The sequence below is a fragment of the Croceibacter atlanticus HTCC2559 genome (assembly GCF_000196315.1).
Taxonomy (GTDB): domain Bacteria; phylum Bacteroidota; class Bacteroidia; order Flavobacteriales; family Flavobacteriaceae; genus Croceibacter; species Croceibacter atlanticus.
Genome location: NC_014230.1, coordinates 1644182 through 1663128, shown reverse-complemented (window position 1 = coordinate 1663128; position 18947 = coordinate 1644182). Strand labels below are relative to the sequence as shown.

16 protein-coding genes are annotated in these 18947 nt (G+C 34.3%); 7 read left to right on the top strand and 9 right to left on the bottom strand.

Translation table 11 applies throughout. From position 1 onward, the window contains the following. Window positions 1-29 precede the first annotated feature (29 nt). The gene (locus CA2559_RS07485) at window positions 30-2213 is read left to right on the top strand and encodes a glutamine synthetase III family protein (protein WP_013187257.1); all 2184 of its coding nucleotides are present in this window, start codon (window positions 30-32) and stop codon (window positions 2211-2213) included. Window positions 2214-2347: 134 nt separating this feature from the next. On the opposite strand, the gene CA2559_RS07480 is transcribed toward CA2559_RS07485, so the two are convergent. From CA2559_RS07480 to CA2559_RS07465, 4 genes are all read right to left on the bottom strand, one after another. Then, complete coding sequence (locus CA2559_RS07480; RefSeq protein WP_013187256.1) at window positions 2348-3046, bottom strand: DUF4369 domain-containing protein; 699 nt, start codon at window positions 3044-3046, stop codon at window positions 2348-2350. A 61-nt stretch (window positions 3047-3107) separates the two neighbouring features. Beyond that, window positions 3108-4367, bottom strand: a complete 1260-nt coding sequence (locus CA2559_RS07475) for a DUF819 family protein (protein ID WP_013187255.1) — start codon at window positions 4365-4367, stop codon at window positions 3108-3110. A 75-nt stretch (window positions 4368-4442) separates the two neighbouring features. Then, window positions 4443-6323, bottom strand: coding sequence for a M61 family metallopeptidase (locus CA2559_RS07470; RefSeq protein WP_013187254.1), 1881 nt, complete (start codon window positions 6321-6323; stop codon window positions 4443-4445). A gap of 25 nt (window positions 6324-6348) precedes the next feature. After that, entirely contained in the window at window positions 6349-7311 is a 963-nt protein-coding gene (locus tag CA2559_RS07465; protein ID WP_041240952.1) for an alpha/beta hydrolase family protein, read from the bottom strand. 143 nt (window positions 7312-7454) lie between these two features. Between CA2559_RS07465 and CA2559_RS07460 the strand changes: the two genes are divergently transcribed. From CA2559_RS07460 to CA2559_RS07440, 5 genes are all read left to right on the top strand, one after another. Then, a complete protein-coding gene (locus CA2559_RS07460; protein ID WP_013187252.1) occupies window positions 7455-8261 on the top strand; it encodes a S1/P1 nuclease in 807 nt (268 codons plus the stop codon). 115 nt (window positions 8262-8376) lie between these two features. Next, window positions 8377-8730, top strand: coding sequence for a BlaI/MecI/CopY family transcriptional regulator (locus CA2559_RS07455; protein ID WP_013187251.1), 354 nt, complete (start codon window positions 8377-8379; stop codon window positions 8728-8730). A 1-nt stretch (window position 8731) separates the two neighbouring features. After that, entirely contained in the window at window positions 8732-10423 is a 1692-nt protein-coding gene (locus CA2559_RS07450; protein WP_013187250.1) for a M56 family metallopeptidase, read from the top strand. Between the two features lie 90 nt (window positions 10424-10513). Continuing rightward, window positions 10514-10795, top strand: a complete 282-nt coding sequence (locus tag CA2559_RS07445; RefSeq protein ID WP_041240951.1) for a Sec-independent protein translocase subunit TatA/TatB — start codon at window positions 10514-10516, stop codon at window positions 10793-10795. Further along, window positions 10795-11358 carry a phosphatase PAP2 family protein gene (locus CA2559_RS07440; protein ID WP_013187248.1) on the top strand — a complete coding sequence of 188 codons (564 nt, stop codon included), beginning with the start codon at window positions 10795-10797 and terminating at the stop codon, window positions 11356-11358. The genes CA2559_RS07445 and CA2559_RS07440 overlap by 1 nt, the downstream gene beginning before the upstream one ends. A 50-nt stretch (window positions 11359-11408) precedes the next feature. Here the strand turns inward: CA2559_RS07440 and CA2559_RS07435 are convergent, their stop codons facing one another. The 5 genes from CA2559_RS07435 to CA2559_RS07415 all read right to left on the bottom strand — a co-directional run bounded on the left by CA2559_RS07435 (window position 11409) and on the right by CA2559_RS07415 (window position 16343). After that, window positions 11409-12050, bottom strand: coding sequence for an O-methyltransferase (locus CA2559_RS07435; protein WP_013187247.1), 642 nt, complete (start codon window positions 12048-12050; stop codon window positions 11409-11411). A 9-nt stretch (window positions 12051-12059) separates the two neighbouring features. Next, window positions 12060-12476 (bottom strand): hypothetical protein, encoded by a 417-nt coding sequence (locus CA2559_RS07430; RefSeq protein ID WP_148232793.1) that lies wholly within the window; start codon window positions 12474-12476, stop codon window positions 12060-12062. 128 nt (window positions 12477-12604) lie between these two features. Next, entirely contained in the window at window positions 12605-13693 is a 1089-nt protein-coding gene (locus CA2559_RS07425; protein WP_013187245.1) for an amidohydrolase family protein, read from the bottom strand. A 212-nt stretch (window positions 13694-13905) separates the two neighbouring features. Further along, complete coding sequence (locus CA2559_RS07420; RefSeq protein WP_041240949.1) at window positions 13906-14691, bottom strand: SDR family oxidoreductase; 786 nt, start codon at window positions 14689-14691, stop codon at window positions 13906-13908. 206 nt (window positions 14692-14897) lie between these two features. Next, a complete protein-coding gene (locus CA2559_RS07415; RefSeq protein WP_013187243.1) occupies window positions 14898-16343 on the bottom strand; it encodes an aldehyde dehydrogenase in 1446 nt (481 codons plus the stop codon). Between the two features lie 154 nt (window positions 16344-16497). Between CA2559_RS07415 and thrA the strand changes: the two genes are divergently transcribed. Beyond that, entirely contained in the window at window positions 16498-18942 is a 2445-nt protein-coding gene (thrA, locus tag CA2559_RS07410) for a bifunctional aspartate kinase/homoserine dehydrogenase I (RefSeq protein WP_013187242.1), read from the top strand. The last annotated feature ends 5 nt before the right edge of the window (window positions 18943-18947 follow it).

The window sequence follows — 18947 nt, the reverse complement described above, 5'->3', positions numbered from 1 at the left end:
TAATATGAAATTAATTAAATTCCATACTCATGGCAACGCTTAGATTTCAAGCTTTAAAAGAAACATTAAACAGACCAGTTGTAGAAATAGACGAATCAATTCGTCGTTCAGAACTTTTTGGGAAAAACGTATTTAATGAGGCGTCTATGCGCCAATACTTAACAAAAGATTCTTTTAAAAGTGTAACAGATGCAATTTTAACAGGATCTAAAATTTCTCGTGAAGTTGCAGACCATATTTCAACAGGAATGAAAGAATGGGCAATCTCTAAAGGAGCAACGCATTACACACACTGGTTTCAACCATTAACTGGTGGTACTGCAGAAAAGCACGATGCCTTTTTTGAAACTATTGGAGATGGTTTAGCTATCGAAAAATTTGGTGGCGGCCAATTAGTACAGCAAGAACCAGATGCCTCTTCTTTTCCTAACGGAGGTATTAGAAATACATTTGAAGCTCGTGGTTACACAGCTTGGGACCCTACATCTCCAGCATTTGTATTTGGTACAACTTTATGCATTCCTACAGTATTTGTTTCTTATACTGGAGAAGCTTTAGACAACAAAACACCTTTACTACGTGCTTTACAAGCAGTAGACTCTGCAGCTACAGACGTTGCTAAATATTTTGACAAGAAAGTATCTAAAGTTAATGCAACATTAGGTTGGGAACAAGAGTACTTTTTAATTGATAGTGCGCTTGCTGCTTCAAGACCAGATTTATCTGTAGCTGGACGCACTTTATTAGGACACGCTTCTGCAAAAGGACAACAGTTAGATGACCACTACTTTGGCTCTATACCAACACGTGTACTTAATTATATGAGAGATTTGGAAACGCAATGTATGCTTTTGGGTATTCCTGTAAAAACTCGACATAATGAAGTAGCACCAAACCAATTTGAGCTTGCCCCTATTTTTGAGGAAGCAAACTTGGCAGTAGACCATAACTCACTAATAATGGATGTGATGCGTAAAGTTGCAGAACGTCATAAGTTTGTAGTGCTTTTTCACGAAAAGCCATTTGCAGGAATTAATGGTTCTGGAAAACATAACAACTGGAGTTTAAGTACAGATACAGGTGTAAACTTACTAAGTCCTGGTTCTACGCCAATGAAGAACTTACAGTTCTTAACTTTCTTTGTAAACACAATTAAAGCAGTTTGCGATAATGAGGAGTTATTAAGAGCTACTATAGCTAGTGCAAGTAATGATCACCGTTTAGGAGCTAATGAAGCGCCACCTGCAATTATTTCTGCATTTATAGGTTCTCAATTAACAGCTGTTTTAGATGAATTAGAAAAAGTTACAGATGGTAAACTTTCTCCACAAGAAAAAACAGACCTTAAACTTAATGTTGTTGGTAAGATTCCTGAAATCTTATTAGACAATACAGACCGTAACAGGACATCTCCATTTGCATTTACAGGAAATAAATTTGAGTTCCGTGCTGTAGGTTCAACAGCTAACTGTGCTGTACCAATGACTGCTCTTAATGCCATGGTTGCAAAGCAACTTAATGAATTTAAAGTAGAGGTTGATGCATTGATTAAGGACAAGAAAATGAAGAAAGATGATGCTATCTTCAATGTTCTTAGAGAATACATTAAGCAATCTAAAAAGATTCGTTTTGAAGGTGATGGTTATGGTGAAGCTTGGGAAAAAGAAGCTAAAAAGCGTGGTTTAAGTAACAATAAGACTACTCCAGAAGCACTTAAAGCTAACCTAGACAAGAAATTCATAAAGCTTTATGAAGACCTTAATATTATGAATAAGGTTGAGATTGAAGCTCGTCATGAAATACAGGTTGAGGAATATGGTATGCGTATTCAGATTGAAGGTCGTCTTTTAGGAGATATTGCCCGCAATCATGTAATACCAACTGCTATACGTTACCAAAACTTGCTTATTGAAAATGTAACAGGATTAAAGCAGATTTATGGTGACGATTTCAAGAAACATTCTGAAGAGCAAATGAATTTAATTGAAGTGATTTCAGATCACATCAAACAAATTAACAAGGGCATTACAGAAATGATTGAAGAGCGCAAGAAAGCAAATAAGAAAGACGCCGAAAAGCGTGCTGAAGCATACTGTAATAAAGTAAAGCCTTATTTTGATGTAATAAGATACCACTGTGACAAGCTAGAACTATTAGTAGATGATGAGCTTTGGCCATTAACTAAATACCGCGAACTACTGTTTACTAAATAAACAACTCGCAATTAATCTAAAACCTGATAAGAGTTACAATCTTATCAGGTTTTTTTTATGACTTAAAACAGATTGCAAAAAAAAATCCTGATGGTGTACATCAGGATTTTTTTTTTAAATAGATAGGCAATCTATTATTCTAATGTTTTGCGTTCTTTTATTAAGCTTTTAAGCTCTTCGCCATAAAATGACTTTTTAACCTTAGGCGCTAAGTTGTTATATACAGTATCTAAGTATTTAATATTAGCATCAAAAACTTCAGAAACCATTAGATAAGGTGCTACCTCAAAATCTTTTTGATTTAAAGCATAGTTTACGGTATAAAGATATCTACGTTTTAAATTACGGTCAAAGCGCTTTTCTAATTCTAATAATTTATCTTGATCATTAGCTTTCTGAGCTTCAAAATCTTCTTTTACCAAGGCTAGGTTCTCTTTATTAAAACGCTTAATCATAGCATTAAAATATTCAAGCTTTACTTGATTCTCTGAACCTTCAATTTTAGCTTCTTCAAAATTTTTGAGTGTTGTATTAATAGTCATTTCGCCTTCTTCAGCAAAAAATCTAATTCTATCATCAAACTCACTGTTGTCTAACTTATCTAAGTATAAGTAGTGTATTTGTGGACTTTTAACTAATGCTTCAAATTCAAAATTAGCATCACCATCAACAATTACAGAATCTATATTTACTAAAAGCGTATCTTCTATTTTCTGTAAATACAGCTTTCCTTTTTTAAGGCCTTCTACTTTACCGGTAATTACTAGGTTAGATTCTTTTGTTGAACAGGCTACAACAGCAAAACACATTAAAATTACTACTAAATATTTCATTGATTATGTATTGAATTTGAGCGGGCAAATATGCACTTTTTATTGAAATTTACGAATGGGTTTATGAAGCTATTTCCATTAATCTTGCACAAAATAAAGCACCCCAAGTTCCTACAACATATCCTAACACAGCTAAAAGAACGCCTACAGTAGCTAAAGACGGATGAAAAGCAGCTGCAACTACAGGTGCAGATGCGGCTCCACCAACATTGGCCTGACTACCTACTGCAAGAAAGAAATATGGTGCTCTAATAAGTTTAGCAACTACTATTAAAAGACCAGCGTGAATAGCCATCCAGACTAAACCAATAGCTATTAAACCTGGATTATCAAAAATCATTGTTAAGTCCATTTTCATACCAATAGTTGCAACCAAGATATAAATAAATACACTACCTATCTTGCTGGCACCAGCACCTTCGTATTGTTTTGCTTTGGTAAATGATAATAGTACACCAATAGTTGTGGCTATAGTAATCATCCAAAAGAATGTAGATGTAAATGAAGATAATGCAGAGGTCTTATCATTGAAAACTTCAAAATTTGAAGCTAAGAATCCTGCTATAATTTCTGATCCCCAATGTGCTATTCCGGTAGCTCCAAATGCTATAGCTAACATAATCATAAGGTCTGAAAGGCTTGGGTTTCGCGTTACCTTTTCAGAATAGGCAATTACTTTTTCCTTAAGCTCTGTAATTGCGCTTGAATCTGCCTTTAACCAACGGTCTATACGTTCTGTTTTCCCGATTCCCATTAATACAATTGCCATCCATAGGTTGGCAACAACAATATCTACAAACACCATTCCTCCATACTTCTCTGGGTTGTATTTAAAAATTTCCAGCATAGCTGCTTGGTTGGCACCACCACCAATCCAACTTCCTGCTAAAGTAGCAAGACCGCGCCATATTGCATCTGGACCAGCACCACCAACTGTTTCTGGAGATACTGCAGAGATTAGTAAGATTGCTAAAGGACCTCCAATTATTATTCCTACAGTTCCTGTAAAAAACATAATTAACGCCTTAGGGCCTAAGTTGAAAACAGCTTTTAAATCTATACTTAGTGTCATTAACACCAATGAAGCTGGCAGTAAATACCTACTTGCTACATAATAAAGGTTAGAAAACTCATCGCTTATAATCCCTAAAGAATTAAAGATGGCAGGAATTAAGTAGCACATTAATAATGCAGGAACTACTTTGTAAAATTTATTCCAAAAACCACTTTGTTTAGATGATGTATAAAATACAGCTCCTAAGGCTACCATTAACAACCCGAAGACAATAGCATCATTTGCAAAGAAAGGTGTGTTTTCCATAAAAAAAATTGACTTTAAAATCTGTATTGCGCAAAATACGATTTTAAAGTCAATCTTAAATGTCTTGTAAAATGTCTACTTATTTAACCAAGCAGCTCTTAAAGCTTTCTGCTCTTCTGTAGCATAAGGACTCTCTCCAAGTTTGTTAGCTAAATATGTAGGTGTACTATATTTACCAGATAATTTTACTGTTTCGCCATTACGCTTTACCGTTAGAGTAACAGTATCTCCTTCTGCTAATCCGTTTGTAGCAATTATTAATCCTCTAGCTGTAGATAGGTTGTATTCTTTCTTATTATAGCTTACTAAAACATCTCCACCTAAAACACCTAAATCTTGCAGTGTGCTGTTTAATTCTCCATTTACAAATACAATTTCACCTTCTTCATTCCCTCTAATGTATTGAACGTCTTGACTTGCTAATAATGCCGTATTTGTTTTAGTTTCAGCAAACTCTAATCCTACCAAATAAAAATATTCTGTGTAATTAATAGCACCATTATTTTGTACGTGATCTCTTAAAAAATTACCTACTTCTGGATAAGACAATGCGGCAACAGTTTCAATAAACGTATCATCACTAAAAGGACTTGTACTACCAAACCTTTTAGTAAGTGTTTTCATAAGATCTATTAATCCTTTTTCACCATTACTCTGCTCACGCATAATTAAATCGATACACATTCCTATTAATGCACCTTTTTCATACACGTTTGCATAGGAATCTTTATAAGGCTCTTCTAAAACATTCTTACTCATTTCAGTAAATGAAAAATCACCAGTATAACGTTTTGCGTTATCTATTTTTGATACTATAACATCATAAAACTCTTCTGGAGTTACTAAGCCTTCATACACTTGAAAATGTTGTGCAAAATATTCAGTTACACCTTCATACATCCATAAATGCTGAGACATTTTAGGGGTATTGAAATCAAAAAAATGAATTTCTTCAGAATGAATACTTAATGGTGTTACAACGTGAAAAAACTCGTGTGCAACAATATCTACCATCGCTTTATCTAATAATTGTTTAGGATATTGCTCTGGCATAACAACTACCGTAGATGTGTTGTGCTCCAATGCACCAAAACCTTGAGCATCTTCTGCTCCAACTGTAGATAAGTATACTAAAATTGCATACTTGTTTGTTGTCTTTAAATCTCCTAGATAAGCTTTTTGAGCTTCAACCATTGTCGAGATTACAGGTTTAAAATCTTCAGCAGAATAGGTTCCGTTAGGTGAGAAAACATTTATTAACACTTCTGTTTCTCCAACAGTAAACGATACAGGTTCATGCTCTGTATACATTACTGGACTGTCTATTAAATCTGCATAACGATCTACTTTATAATAATTTGCGTTGGCAGCTGTAAGACTATCTTTAGTTTTAGGTATTTCTAATTCATTTAAGGATGTCCCTGCATACAATGTTTCTGGATGCTTAATTAAAACTTCATAAGGAAGGTTTTTCAAGGTGTTAAAATAGCCTATAAAACCATTCATATTTAAAACATAGTTATTTGAAGCTATATTGGTTCCCGTTGGAGAAAAAATATCGTGCTCACTTTCTATATCAAAAGTATCGTTAACCAAATATGTTACTTTATCTAGCTTGTCTGCATTTAAAATGCTCCACGTGTTATCATCTACTTTGGTAAATTGAAGCTCGTTTCCACTATAATCTAAAGCTTTAAAAGCTTCGATATACTTACCATAATCATCTCTACTATAAGTACCAGGCACTATGGCTGGCAAAGAAAACTTTATTTCCTTTTCTGTAATAGTTGGCGGATTTACAACCACAGATACCTTATCATCTGTCACATTAATAAGATCTACAGAGGTGAGAACTACTTTAGGTGTTTCTTTTTGTGTAGCAGATAGCGGTGCTTTTGGTGTACCACAACCTACTAATAAGAATGCTGCAATGGCAGCTGTGTACAATAATTTCATAAGTTAAATATTTGTTAGTTTGGGGTTAGTGTTTTGTTACAAAATTAGCAATCGTCTCGACCAATCCCATAGTTAGAGGTCTCCAAGATTCATTATAGGATTTTGCGTTTTCAAGGTCATCACCTTCAATAGTGACAAGAACGTGATTCATGTTTTCAAAAATCTTGAGTTCAGATTCTGGTGCTGCGTCATGCAAAACCTCAGCATCTTTTACGGTAACTTGTAAATCTTTTGTGCCATTTATAATTAATATTGGCATCTCTAATTTCTTAATTTCTTCAGTAGGATTGTAAGGCATCCAGGATAATAGGAATGGCTGTAAATCTTCATTAAAAATACTTGCTAAGCCTTTATTGTAATCAGTTACTTTTCCATCTTTTCGTAAGGCATTAAAGGCATATTCTGCTTCTTTACCCATACCCATTTGTTGTTCTAATTGAGATACAATAGCCTCATCTATAGTAGTAGATGGTCCTGCTATCGAGATAAAGCCATCTGCTGTGTCTTTTGCTGCTAGCATACCTACTAGTGAGCCTTGACTATGGCCAGCAATAAATATTTGATTATAATTTCCTTCGTTTCTAAAATAAGCGATTGCATCCTTGGCGTCTTTAATAAAATCGTTAAAGGAGATTTTTCTATAATCCATATTTTGCTTTAACATTGGTATTACGCGTTTATCATACCTAAATGTAGCAATCCCCTTTTTAGCCAATTGGTCTGCCATTTTCTTAAATGTATTTCGCCTAGAGGTTGCCTGGTTGCCATCTCTATCTACATCTCCAGAACCCATGATAAAAACAATTAGTTTTTCTGCTTTACCATCTTTAGGGAGTTGTAAGGTGCCGTGTACAAACGGAGTTAGTTTAAGTTTTTGCAGCGTATCTGCCTTTTTTTGCTGTCCTTCTTTAGAGAAAACACCTTGGGCGTTGACTGTTAGGGCGCAAAACAACACTAATAAAACAGGAAATAATCGATTACATTTCATAGGGTATAAGACGTTATATATTATAGATTGTTACATCAAAAATCAAAAGCTATACCAAAAATATTAATTAAAATTAGAGGATTGCTTTATTTAACTTTAAGGTCACTTTAGCTTTCTTATTTTTGCTGAAAATTATATTTAAAATGAAATACCTACTTATACTCTCTTTAATTGTATTAACCTCATTCTCTGCTTCTTCAAATAATATGCCTTCTGAAGCTTTAGAAATTAAAAATGATTGGGGAAAAACGGGCCATCGTGCTGTGGGCGAAATTGCCTCTAAACATCTTAACAGAAAAGCCAGAAAAGCAATTAAAGATATTTTAGACGGTACCTCTCTTGCTGAAGTTTCTATCTATGCAGATGAAATACGAAGCGACAAAAAATATAGAGCATATGGACCTTGGCATTATGTAAATGTACCTTTTGATACTTCTTATGGTGAAGCGGAAAAAAATCCTAAAGGTGATATAATTGTAGCTATTAACGAGTGTATGACTAAAGTGCAAAACAAAACCTTATCTAAAGATGACCGTGCATTTTACCTGAAACTTTTAGTACATTTTATAGGAGACTTACACCAACCATTACATACTGGGAGATCTGAAGATAAAGGTGGTAATGATATACAAGTGCGCTGGTTTAATGAAGGCTCTAACCTACACCGTGTTTGGGATAGTGAGATGATTGACTTTTATAAAATGAGTTATTCAGAATTATCTTCTAACAGAGAAGACCTTACCAAAACTCAAATTAAACAATGGCAAGCTGGCACTGTATTAGATTGGGCTAATGAGTCTCGTGCATTAGTTCAAACAGTTTACAAAACTGCAAATTCTGGTGATAAGCTTGGTTATGAATATATGTATGAAAACTTCCCATTGGTAAGAACACAACTTCATAAAAGCGGATTGCGTTTAGCAAAAGTCTTAAACGATATTTTAGGCTAACCTACTAATTGACAACAATCAAACACATCAAAAACTACTTATTTAGTTAAATAACTATTTTTATAGTTGTATAACTACAAAAATAGTTTTAAGTTTGTCTTATCAAATTTATACTATGGATAAGTTAACAGCTAAAGAAGAAGATATAATGATGGTGTTATGGGAGTTGGAACGTGCCTTTGTAAAAGACATTGTTTCTAAACTCTCCGGAAAAAATCATTATAACACCATTTCTACCATTGTGAGAAACTTAGAAGATAAAGGCTACGTAGCTCATCAAGCTTTTGGAAAAACACATCAATATTTCCCTGTAATTACTAAAGAGCAATACAGCAAAACCTTTTTAGCTACTGCTATGGATGGTTATTTTGAAAATTCTTATAAAGATCTTGTTTCATTTTTTGCTAAGGAAGAAAAAATATCTGCCAAAGAACTTAGAGAAATTCTTAACCTCATAGAAAACAAATAATATGGATACGCTTGTGTTTTTTTTACTTAAAAGTGCCACTATAATTGGTTTGTTTGTTTTGGTATATGGAATATGCCTTCAAAAAGAAACGCTTTTTAAAGCCAATCGCTACTTCTTGATTGGTGGATTAATTTCTGCCATCTGTATCCCATTAGTTACCATTACTAAAATTGTGTATGTAGCTCCTGTTACACTTGAGGGAACCTTACTAAATAATATAACGCCTATTGCAGAACAAGGATTTCAACCTAATTGGTGGCTAGTTGCTCTTACTATTTATAGTATTGGTGTAGCTATAGTTGGCGGTCGTTTTGTAATACAACTCTTTTCACTTAAGCGTTTCATTCTTAATAAAAACAGCTTAAATAAAAATGGCATAAACTATATTAAAGTTCAAGACAATATTGCGCCTTTTTCTTTTCTGAATTATATAATTTGCAATCCATCACTTCACAGTAGTAACGAGTTGGCACTTATATTAAAACACGAAGAGATTCACGTAAAACAATATCATACTTTAGATGTAATTCTAGCTAACCTTCTAATAACATTACAATGGTTTAATCCTTTAGCTTGGGTTTACAAGAATAACATAGAGCAAAATCTTGAGTTTCTCGCAGACTGCAGTACAGTTGACACAAGCATTTGTAAACGTGACTACCAATTGGCTATGGTACGTACTTCTGCTCGAAACTCTTATCCAGAAATCACCACAAATTTTTATCAATCATTCATCAAAAAACGAATCATTATGTTAAACAAATCAGCTTCAAACCGTAAAAGTCTTTGGAAAATGAGCTTAATAGCTCCACTATTACTAGGCTTTATTTTTACATTTAATGTAAAGACAATTGCTCAAGAACACTCAGCAGTTTCAGAAACTCAATCAATTGCTTCAACTTCTTCTAATATAGAAAGTTCTGAAAGTGAATCTCCAAAAACAGAATTAATTACAATTACGCAACGCTCTAAAGCAACCTCTTCTCGTGAGCTTGTTGAATTTGTAGTAATGAATGTTTCTACCAAGGAGGATTTAAAAACAATTGAAGACAAATTTTCAACCTATGACGCTAAGGTTAATTTCAAAAATATAAAGCGCGAGGGAAATCGTATTACTGCTTTAAAACTTGTTATAAATTATAAGGATGACTCCCAAAATTATGCCTTTAAGAATACTAAGGGCATTCAAGCCTTCAGCATACAATTAGATACAAAAGAGCAAAAAGTTACTATTAAACAACACTCTGAGCCAGCTTTAAATGTAGATAGCACTATATCACATTCAACTCATATCAAGGATAACAGTAAAGAGGTTATAGTAATTAGTGACAATGCTAATCACGTTGGAAACAATCACAACGTTATTGAGGTAAAAACAGATCAAGACGATCAAGATATTGTGTACTATATAAATGAAAAAGTAGTAACTAAAGCAAATGTAGATGCATTACAGCCAGATCACATTGCTTCTGTAAATGTTGTAAAAAACGATGGTACAGGTGAAGTTAGAATCATTCTTAAAGACGGTAATGCTAAGCCAAATGTTGTCTCTAAGGACATTACATACTTTATTGATGGCAAAATATCATCTAAAGAAAAAGTAGACGCTTTAGATAAAGACAGTATTGAGCGTGTAGATGTTACTAAAAATAACAATACAGGTGAAGTTAGGGTAACTTTGAAAAAAGGCTAAGCAAATAAAATTTATTTTTAAGGAGCACATTAAAATACTTTGATGTGCTTTTTTTTATGCACTATTCCCTACGTATATTTGCAGATAATTATGATGATACTTCCGTTATTTATTAGTGGTGCAGAAATTGCCTTTATTATCTTCATCCTCGTGATGGTTTTTGGAGCAGATAAAATTCCAGAAATTGCCAGAGGTTTAGGACAAGGTTTACGTTCTATAAAAAGTGCTACAAATGATATTAAATCTGAAATTTCTAAAAGTGCCGAAAAACACGGTATGGATTTAGACATTACCAAGGATATAAAGAAAGAGGTAGACCAGGTTAATGATGATATCGATGAGATAACTGGTCCCATAAAACGCCGCTTTTAATGGTAGAGCAACTCAAAAATTGGGATCGTGAGTTGTTTGTCTATCTTAACAGTTTAGGAATTGAAGATTATGATGCGTTTTGGATTTTTGTAACGCAGATTAAGCATTGGGTTCCACTTTTTATCCTATTCTTTATATTATACTTCTTAGCATTTCACTGGAAAAAAGCTGCATTTACAATAGTTAGCTTAGTTGCTTCTTTTGCAACAACTCTTGCGTTTACAAATTTTACAAAAGCTGCTGTAGCTCGCTTAAGACCTAATAATGTAACAGACCTTGCAGACGTTATTCGCATATTGCAAACGCCGGACAATTATAGTTTTTTCTCAGGCCACGCCTCATCTTCTTTTGTAGTGACTACTTTTTTAGTCCTTACATTACGTGAAAAATACAAATGGATATATATCATGTACCTTTGGCCTATACTCTTTATAATGAGCCGAATTTATGTAGGTGTACACTATCCTGGAGATATTTTGGTTGGTGCTTTTGTTGGTACTGTTATAGCCTTCTTATTCTTTAAATCTTACCAGCAATTTTTAATAAGGTATTTTGGTGAGTAATAATTGCTTAAGTAATTACTTAGCATCTTTTCATTAACTACTTACTCTAATTATAATACTCTAGTTACCGTTAATCCGTCGCGTATAGGTAATAAGACACTTTCCACACGGTCATCTGTATTAAGCAATTTGTTATATGTTAATAGTGCAGCTGTGTCTTTGTCTTTAGGATTTAAAGGTTCAATTACCTTTCCAGTCCACAAAACGTTATCACTTAAAATTACAGCACCCGATTTTAATAATGGCATGACCAACTCAAAGTAATTTGGGTAATTTACTTTATCTGCGTCTATAAAAACCAAATCGAATGTGGTATTTAATGTTGGAATAATCTCCATAGCATCTCCTACATGTTGAATAATGCGGTCACCATAACCAGAAGCATTAAAATACTTACGCTGAAAGTTTTGCAACTCCTCATTAATATCGATAGTATGTAAAACGGCATCTTTAGACATACCTTCTGCTAAACATAAAGCAGAATATCCGGTGTAAGTACCTATTTCTAAAATAGATGTTGGTTGTATAAGTTTAGAAATCATACTTAACACACGACCTTGAAAATGCCCACTTAACATTCTTGGCGCCAAGACCTTTTGCCAAGTTTCACGAGTTAAATCTTGAAGTAACTTTGGTTCTTGTTGGCTATGTGCTACAACATAATCGTCTAAATCTTCAGGTAAAAAATGCATTGAGGTTAATTAAAAATAATTAAAGAACTTAAGTTTTGAATCTACAATTAAGCAACCATCCGTCATAATTACAGTATTTACATTATAAAGACAGTTCCAGTATTTCTCTTCATCATCAGACTTTTTTCTACATAAGTTAATTCCATTTTTAATTGAGTTTTTAATCTCTAAAGGTATGTGAGCTTTTGTAGAATTTAATTTAGATTGTTTAACGGCTAGCTTGTTTCCTATTATAATATATTGCTCTCCAATTGTTAAAGATTTAATACAATTACCTGCAGATGTTTGATTAGTTAATATTTCTTTTAAATTATCAGGACCATTAATAACTCTATCTACTCTAACACGTACATTTTCATTAGTACAGTACTTATTGAATTGCTCATCGACTACTTCAATCGCAGTGCCTTCGATTATAATATCCATTTTATCTTTAAGTCGTCTAGCTCCTTCTTCATCTAAAATAATTCCACACGAACAGACAACATTTGAAGATGTATTTATCAATAATGATATTAATATAAGTAAAACTGCTTTCAATATAATAATCGTAATTATTCATTCAATATTCGTTTCATCAACTTATCCTTAGCATCTTGGTCATCTCCACAAAGCCATTGTATAACATTGTTTTCCCATATATCATCACATTCAGATTCATTTAGTATGCCACGTTCTTGTGCGAGATCTAAAATTTTACCTGGATAAGAAGATTGTACCGCGCTTTCCATTTCTCCTAACGGGTAAGGATCATCTAAGCCCATTATAATCTGCTTTGGCTTCTGGTTTTCTACCAAAAGTTTAAGGGAACCCGTATCGTGAACTAAGGTATCAAAGAAAATGTTCTTATGTCCTACTGCTTTTCTTGGGTGTGTTTTACCTTCAAACAAATCTGGACGACCATCAAATCCTTGTATTCTTCGGCCTAAATTTATCTGTGCCAACTGGCCTCCGTGTGCAAAGCACGTGCGCATATTAGGGTATTTATCTGCATATCCGTTTAGAGTTAAGAAATGATAGGCATCTGCACATTGTGCCAACATCCATATAAGGTGAAAACGCCAAGACGTGTTCTCTAAAAGTATAAACTTCTCACCATCGTATGGGTGAATTTCAACCGCTAAATTATACTTGCTTGCCAACTCAAAAATTGGCTCATTTTCTTCATCAAAAATACAACGCCACGTTCCTATAGTATCCATATAATGCGTTGGCAAACATAAAAGCTGCAAGCCAAGTTCTTCTACACAGCGTTCAATTTCCCAAAGCGCACCTTGCACAAAACCAGGATGCACCACAAAACCACATGTAAATTTAGACGGATTATCGTGCTGTACCTTTGCATTAAAATCATTCTGAAAACGCAACGCTTTCTTCATTTCCTCCACGCGTAACCCATTACCATAAAGCTGAGATAAGTTAAGCACTACAGCGTGATCTATATTGTAACGGTTCATCCACTCCAACTTCTCGTTAAGGAAAAAACTAGAATCGGTAACAGGCCTTCTCCAATCCTTTTGAAGCATAAATTTTCGGTCCTTATCTACCCAAAATATACCTTTATCCTTCATAAACTGTGGAATTTCTTCAGGATATGGTAAAAGGTGTGAATGGCCGTTTATGCGTAATTTTCGTTTAGTCATAGTTCAAGTCTGTTTTGGCGGGCTTCTTTTTCGCGGTGCTACAAAAAACCAGGCTATCGGCTTTATCTCCCAAGAAAAATGGGAGGATATCACCTCTATCCTTGCCCGAAGTAATCCTACTAAAATACAAAGTTAATTGGAACAAGAAAGAAATATTAAACTATTGCTGGTTTAATACTTTTGCAATACTAAATATAGTGAGCATTAAATTTTTATAAACTCTTAGTACGGCCACCATCTACAGGTAAATTAATACCGTTAATATAGCTTGCGCTTGGGCTGGCTAGAAAAGCTACAGCATAGGCAAGTTCTTCTGGTTCTGCAAAACGTCTTGCTGGCGTAATACTTTTCATCACATGGCGAGCTTCTTCTTCTGTAGAGTTAGCTTTATTAGCCTTGTTAGTCACAATCTGATCTAAGCGTTCTGTAGCAGTAAATCCTGGTAATACATTATTAACTGTTATCCCAAATTGACCTAGCTCATTAGCTAAAGTTTTACTCCAACTTGCTACTGCTCCTCTAATTGTGTTGCTTACGCCTAAACCATCTATAGGTTGTTTTACAGAGGTTGAAATAATATTAATTATCCTACCATAACCTGCATCTTTCATTCCTGGCACTACAGCTTGCGTAAGTATTTGGTTACACACTAAGTGTTGCTGAAACGCGTTTGTAAATTCAGTTGTATCTGCAGTATAAATCGGGCCACCTTTTGGTCCGCCAGTATTATTAAGCAAGATATGATAGGTAGTTTTAGATGTTGCTTTTTCTACTGTTTTTCTTAAGGTTTCGGGATTTGTAAAATCTGCAACAAGGTAATTATGGTTTTGTTTTTGCTCCCTAGATAACTCTGCCAAAACAGCTTTTAGTTTATCTTCATTCCTTGCTACTAAGGTAATGGTTGCACCAAGTTTTGCCAGTTCAATAGCAGTAGCTTTTCCAATTCCTGCAGTACTTCCGCAGATTAATGCATGTTTGTTTGTTAAGGATAGGTTCATAATTTGAGTGTTTTCTTTAACCAACAATCAGAAAATAAAATCTAATTGAAAGTTTCTGTAAGTTTATTTTTTGTTCTAGTTGTCTTGTCAAGTGTAGCCGAGACCTACAAACTAGTTCTATTTATTTTAAAATGTCATTCATCTATACAATCAGCCAAGAGCTTCGTCTTAAACATTACGCGAAACTTCCTGAATTGAATATCAATTTACTCATAACTTATACACACGTTCTTTGGTTCTGTAAAGAAGCGTAAGGCTTCAAAGCCACCTTCACGACCAACGCCGCTATCTTTCATACCACCAAAAGGCGTTCTTAAATCACGCATCATCCAAGTGTTTACCCAAACTATTCCTGCTTCAATTTCAGAAGATAAACGCATTGTCCTGTTTAAATTATTAGTCCAAATGGTAGCTGCTAATCCGTAACGCACACCATTTGCCAATTGTAACGCTTCTTCTTCTGTTTTAAAAGGCATTAATGTGACAACTGGTCCAAAAATTTCTTCTTGGTTTAGTTTACAATCATTGCTTGAAACCTCAATAACAGTAGGCTCTAAATAATAACCGTCTTCGTAACCTTTAACAGTCACTTTGTTTCCACCAGTAAGTATTTTACCACCATAGGTTTCAGCTTTATCTATATATGAGAATACTTTTTCTAAATGTGGTTTAGACACCAATGCGCCTACGTTTGTATCTTTACTTGAAGGATGACCAACATTAAGTTGAGAAACTTTATTTACAAAATCTGTTTTAAATTTATCGTAAATAGAAGCTTCAACAAAAATGCGACTTCCACATAAACAAATCTGACCTTGATTGGCAAAGCTAGATCTAACTGTTGTCTCCAGCATCTTATCATAATCACAATCTGCAAATATGAGGTTTGGGTTTTTACCACCTAACTCTAAAGACAATTTCTTAAACATTGGCGCTGCTGTACGTGCAATATGTTCTCCAGTTGCAGTACCGCCAGTAAAACTAATAGCCTTTACGTTTGGATGCTCTATAATGGCTTGTCCTGTTGTAGTACCTAAACCATGTACTATGTTAAGTACGCCCTTTGGTAATCCTGCATTATGACATATGTTAGATAACAAATAAGCTGTCATTGGTGTAACCTCACTAGGTTTTGCCACCACACAATTACCAGATACTAATGCTGGTGCTATTTTCCACGTAAATAAATATAATGGTAGGTTCCAAGGCGAGATACAACCTACTACACCAAGTGGTTTTCTTAAGGTATAATTTACAGCATTTAAACCAACACTTTCGTGCGCATTGGTAGAAAACTGTGTAATTGCCTGACTAAAAAATTTAAAATTACTTGCTGCTCTAGGAATGTCTACAGCTCTTGCCAAAGATTCTGGTTTGCCATTATCTTTAGCCTCTGCAATAACTAAAATTTCTAAATTCTCTAAGATGCTTTCAGAAATACGTTGTAAAATTGAGCTACGTTCATCAATAGTTGTTTTAGACCAATTGGGAAAGGCGTTTTCTGCAGCTTTCACCGCTAAGGCAACATCACGCTCATCACTATTCGGAATCTTAGAATAGACCTTACCAGAAGATGGCTCATAATTATCCAACCATTCTTGAGATTGAGGCTCTAGGAATTCTCCATTTATGTAATTTAAAATATTCTGCACAATCGGTTAGTTTATTAGTAATTTCTCAAAAATACAATGTTTTACAATCACATAATTAATGATTTCTAAGTTTTAGAAAAAATGACATATAAACTTCTTGTTTTAAATGCAAAAGGCTCATAAATTATGTATTATAGCTTAAAATTTTATTATTGTGAACGTACTTAAGTTTGGAGGCACATCTGTTGCCAATGCAGAGAATATTACCAAAGTTATTAATATCTTAAAATCTGAGGCAAAAGACACCCAACTTCTTGCTGTTGTATCTGCTTTAGGCGGTATTACAGATGTACTATTAGAAGCTGGTGAGCTTGCTAATGCTAAAGATGAGGCTTACCTAACTACATTTGATGCTATAAAAGCAAGGCACCTTGAAACTGTAGAAGCTCTTTTCCCAGAACATATTAAGGAAGACATTATTAGTGAGGTGAGTGCTATCTTAGAGCGCTTAAAGGATATTCTTCAAGGAATTTATCTAATTAATGAGTTTTCGTTTAAAACAAGAGATAAAGTGTTGTCTTTTGGTGAGTTGTTATCTTCCTATATTATTTCTGAAGCTTTAAAACTACATGTTAAAGATGCGCAACTTAAAGACTCTAGAGAGCTTATCGCTACAGACTCTTATTTTACCAAAGCCAATGTAAAAGAAGAGTTGACCAACCAAAACATCTCATCGTATTTTAAGTCATCTAAAGCTTCTGTAACAGTATTACCTGGCTTTATATCAAGAAATGAAATTGGCGAAACAACCACGTTAGGTCGTGGTGGTTCAGATTATACAGCTGCTATATTAGCTTCTGCTCTCAATGCTTCTCAATTAGAAATTTGGACAGACGTTAGCGGTATGTATACAGCACACCCTAAATTGGTTAAACAAGCCTTTCCTATAGCTCAAATTTCATATCAAGAGGCTATGGAGTTGTCTCATTTTGGCGCTAAAGTGTTGTATCCTCCAACCATACAACCTGTGTTAGATAAAAACATTCCTATATTAATTAAGAATACATTTTTTCCAGAAGACAAAGGCACACGCATCGTACCAACTGTTAGTGAAGACAATCCAATTAAAGGTATTAGCCATTTAGAACAAATAGCCTTACTAACACTAGAGGGCAATGGTATGGTTGGCGTACCTGGTTATTCCAGACGCTTGTTTGAAGCCTTGTCTTTAAATGGAATAAATGTTGCCCTTATTACACAAGCCTCTTCAGAACACTCTATATGCGTAGGTATTTTAGATAGTGATGTTACTAAGGCTGTTGAAGCTCTTCATTTAGAATTTGAGTATGATATTGACAAACATAAAATTAATCCTGTACAAGTTGAGGAGAATTTAGCTATAGTAGCACTCATTGGTGATCAAATGAAATCTCACCAAGGTATAAGTGGCAGAATGTTTAGTGCTTTGGGAGAAAACAATGTAAATATAAGAGCCATTGCCCAAGGTGCATCAGAACGAAATATATCTGCTGTAATTGCCAAAAAAGATGTGAGTAAAGCTTTAAACATTTTACATAACAGGTTTTTTGAAGAGCAAGTAAAAACGCTAAACTTATTTATAATGGGCGTTGGAAATGTTGGACATCGCCTCATAGAGCAAATTGCCAAACAACAACAACACCTTATGGATACGTTATTGATTGACATAAAGGTAATAGGCTTGGCAAACTCAAAACAAATGTATTTTAATGAATTGGGAGTCGATTTATCACATTGGAAAAAAGCCTTAAAATCTGGAAGGCCACAAACCTTACAGACCTGGATAGAAAATATTGATGCCTTAAATTTAAGAAATAGCATCTTCCTAGATATTACCGCCAACCAAAGCGTAGCAGAAAGCTATGCAGAATACCTTAAGCGTAGTATTGCCGTTGTAGCCTGTAACAAGATTGCATGTTCTTCAAATTACAGCAATTACAAAGAGCTAAAACGCTTATCTAAAAAATACAATGCTCCATTTTTATTTGAAACAAATGTAGGCGCAGGATTACCCGTAATTAACACCTTAAATAATTTGGTGAATTCTGGTGATAAAGTAACCTCAATAAAAGCGGTACTAAGCGGAAGCTTAAATTTTATCTTCAATAATTTTAATGATGCCATAAGCTTTCACGATGTTGTGAAACAAGCACAAGCAGAAGGTTACACAGAACCAGATCCTAGAATAGATTTAAGCGGTGTAGATGTAGCTAGAAAAATCTTAATTCTCTTGCGAGAAAGTGGTTTACAAATGGATATTGAAGATATTGAGAATAACATGTTTTTACCACAAGCCTCAATGGATGCAGAAAGTGTAGACGCTTTTTATGAAACTTTAAAAACACACAACAATCATTTTAATCACCTTTTAGCTGAAGCAACTGCAAAAGATTGTAAGCTAAAATATGTTGCAGAATTTAATAATGGCAGCGCTAAAGTTGGCTTGCAACACATCCCAAAAGGGCATCCTCTTTATAACTTAGAAGGCAAGGACAACATTGTCATTTTTAATTCAGAGCGTTACATAGATCAACCATTACTCATAAAAGGTGCTGGTGCTGGTGCAGAAGTGACGGCATCTGGCCTATTTGGAGATATAATAAGTTTAGCGAGATCTTAGGGAAA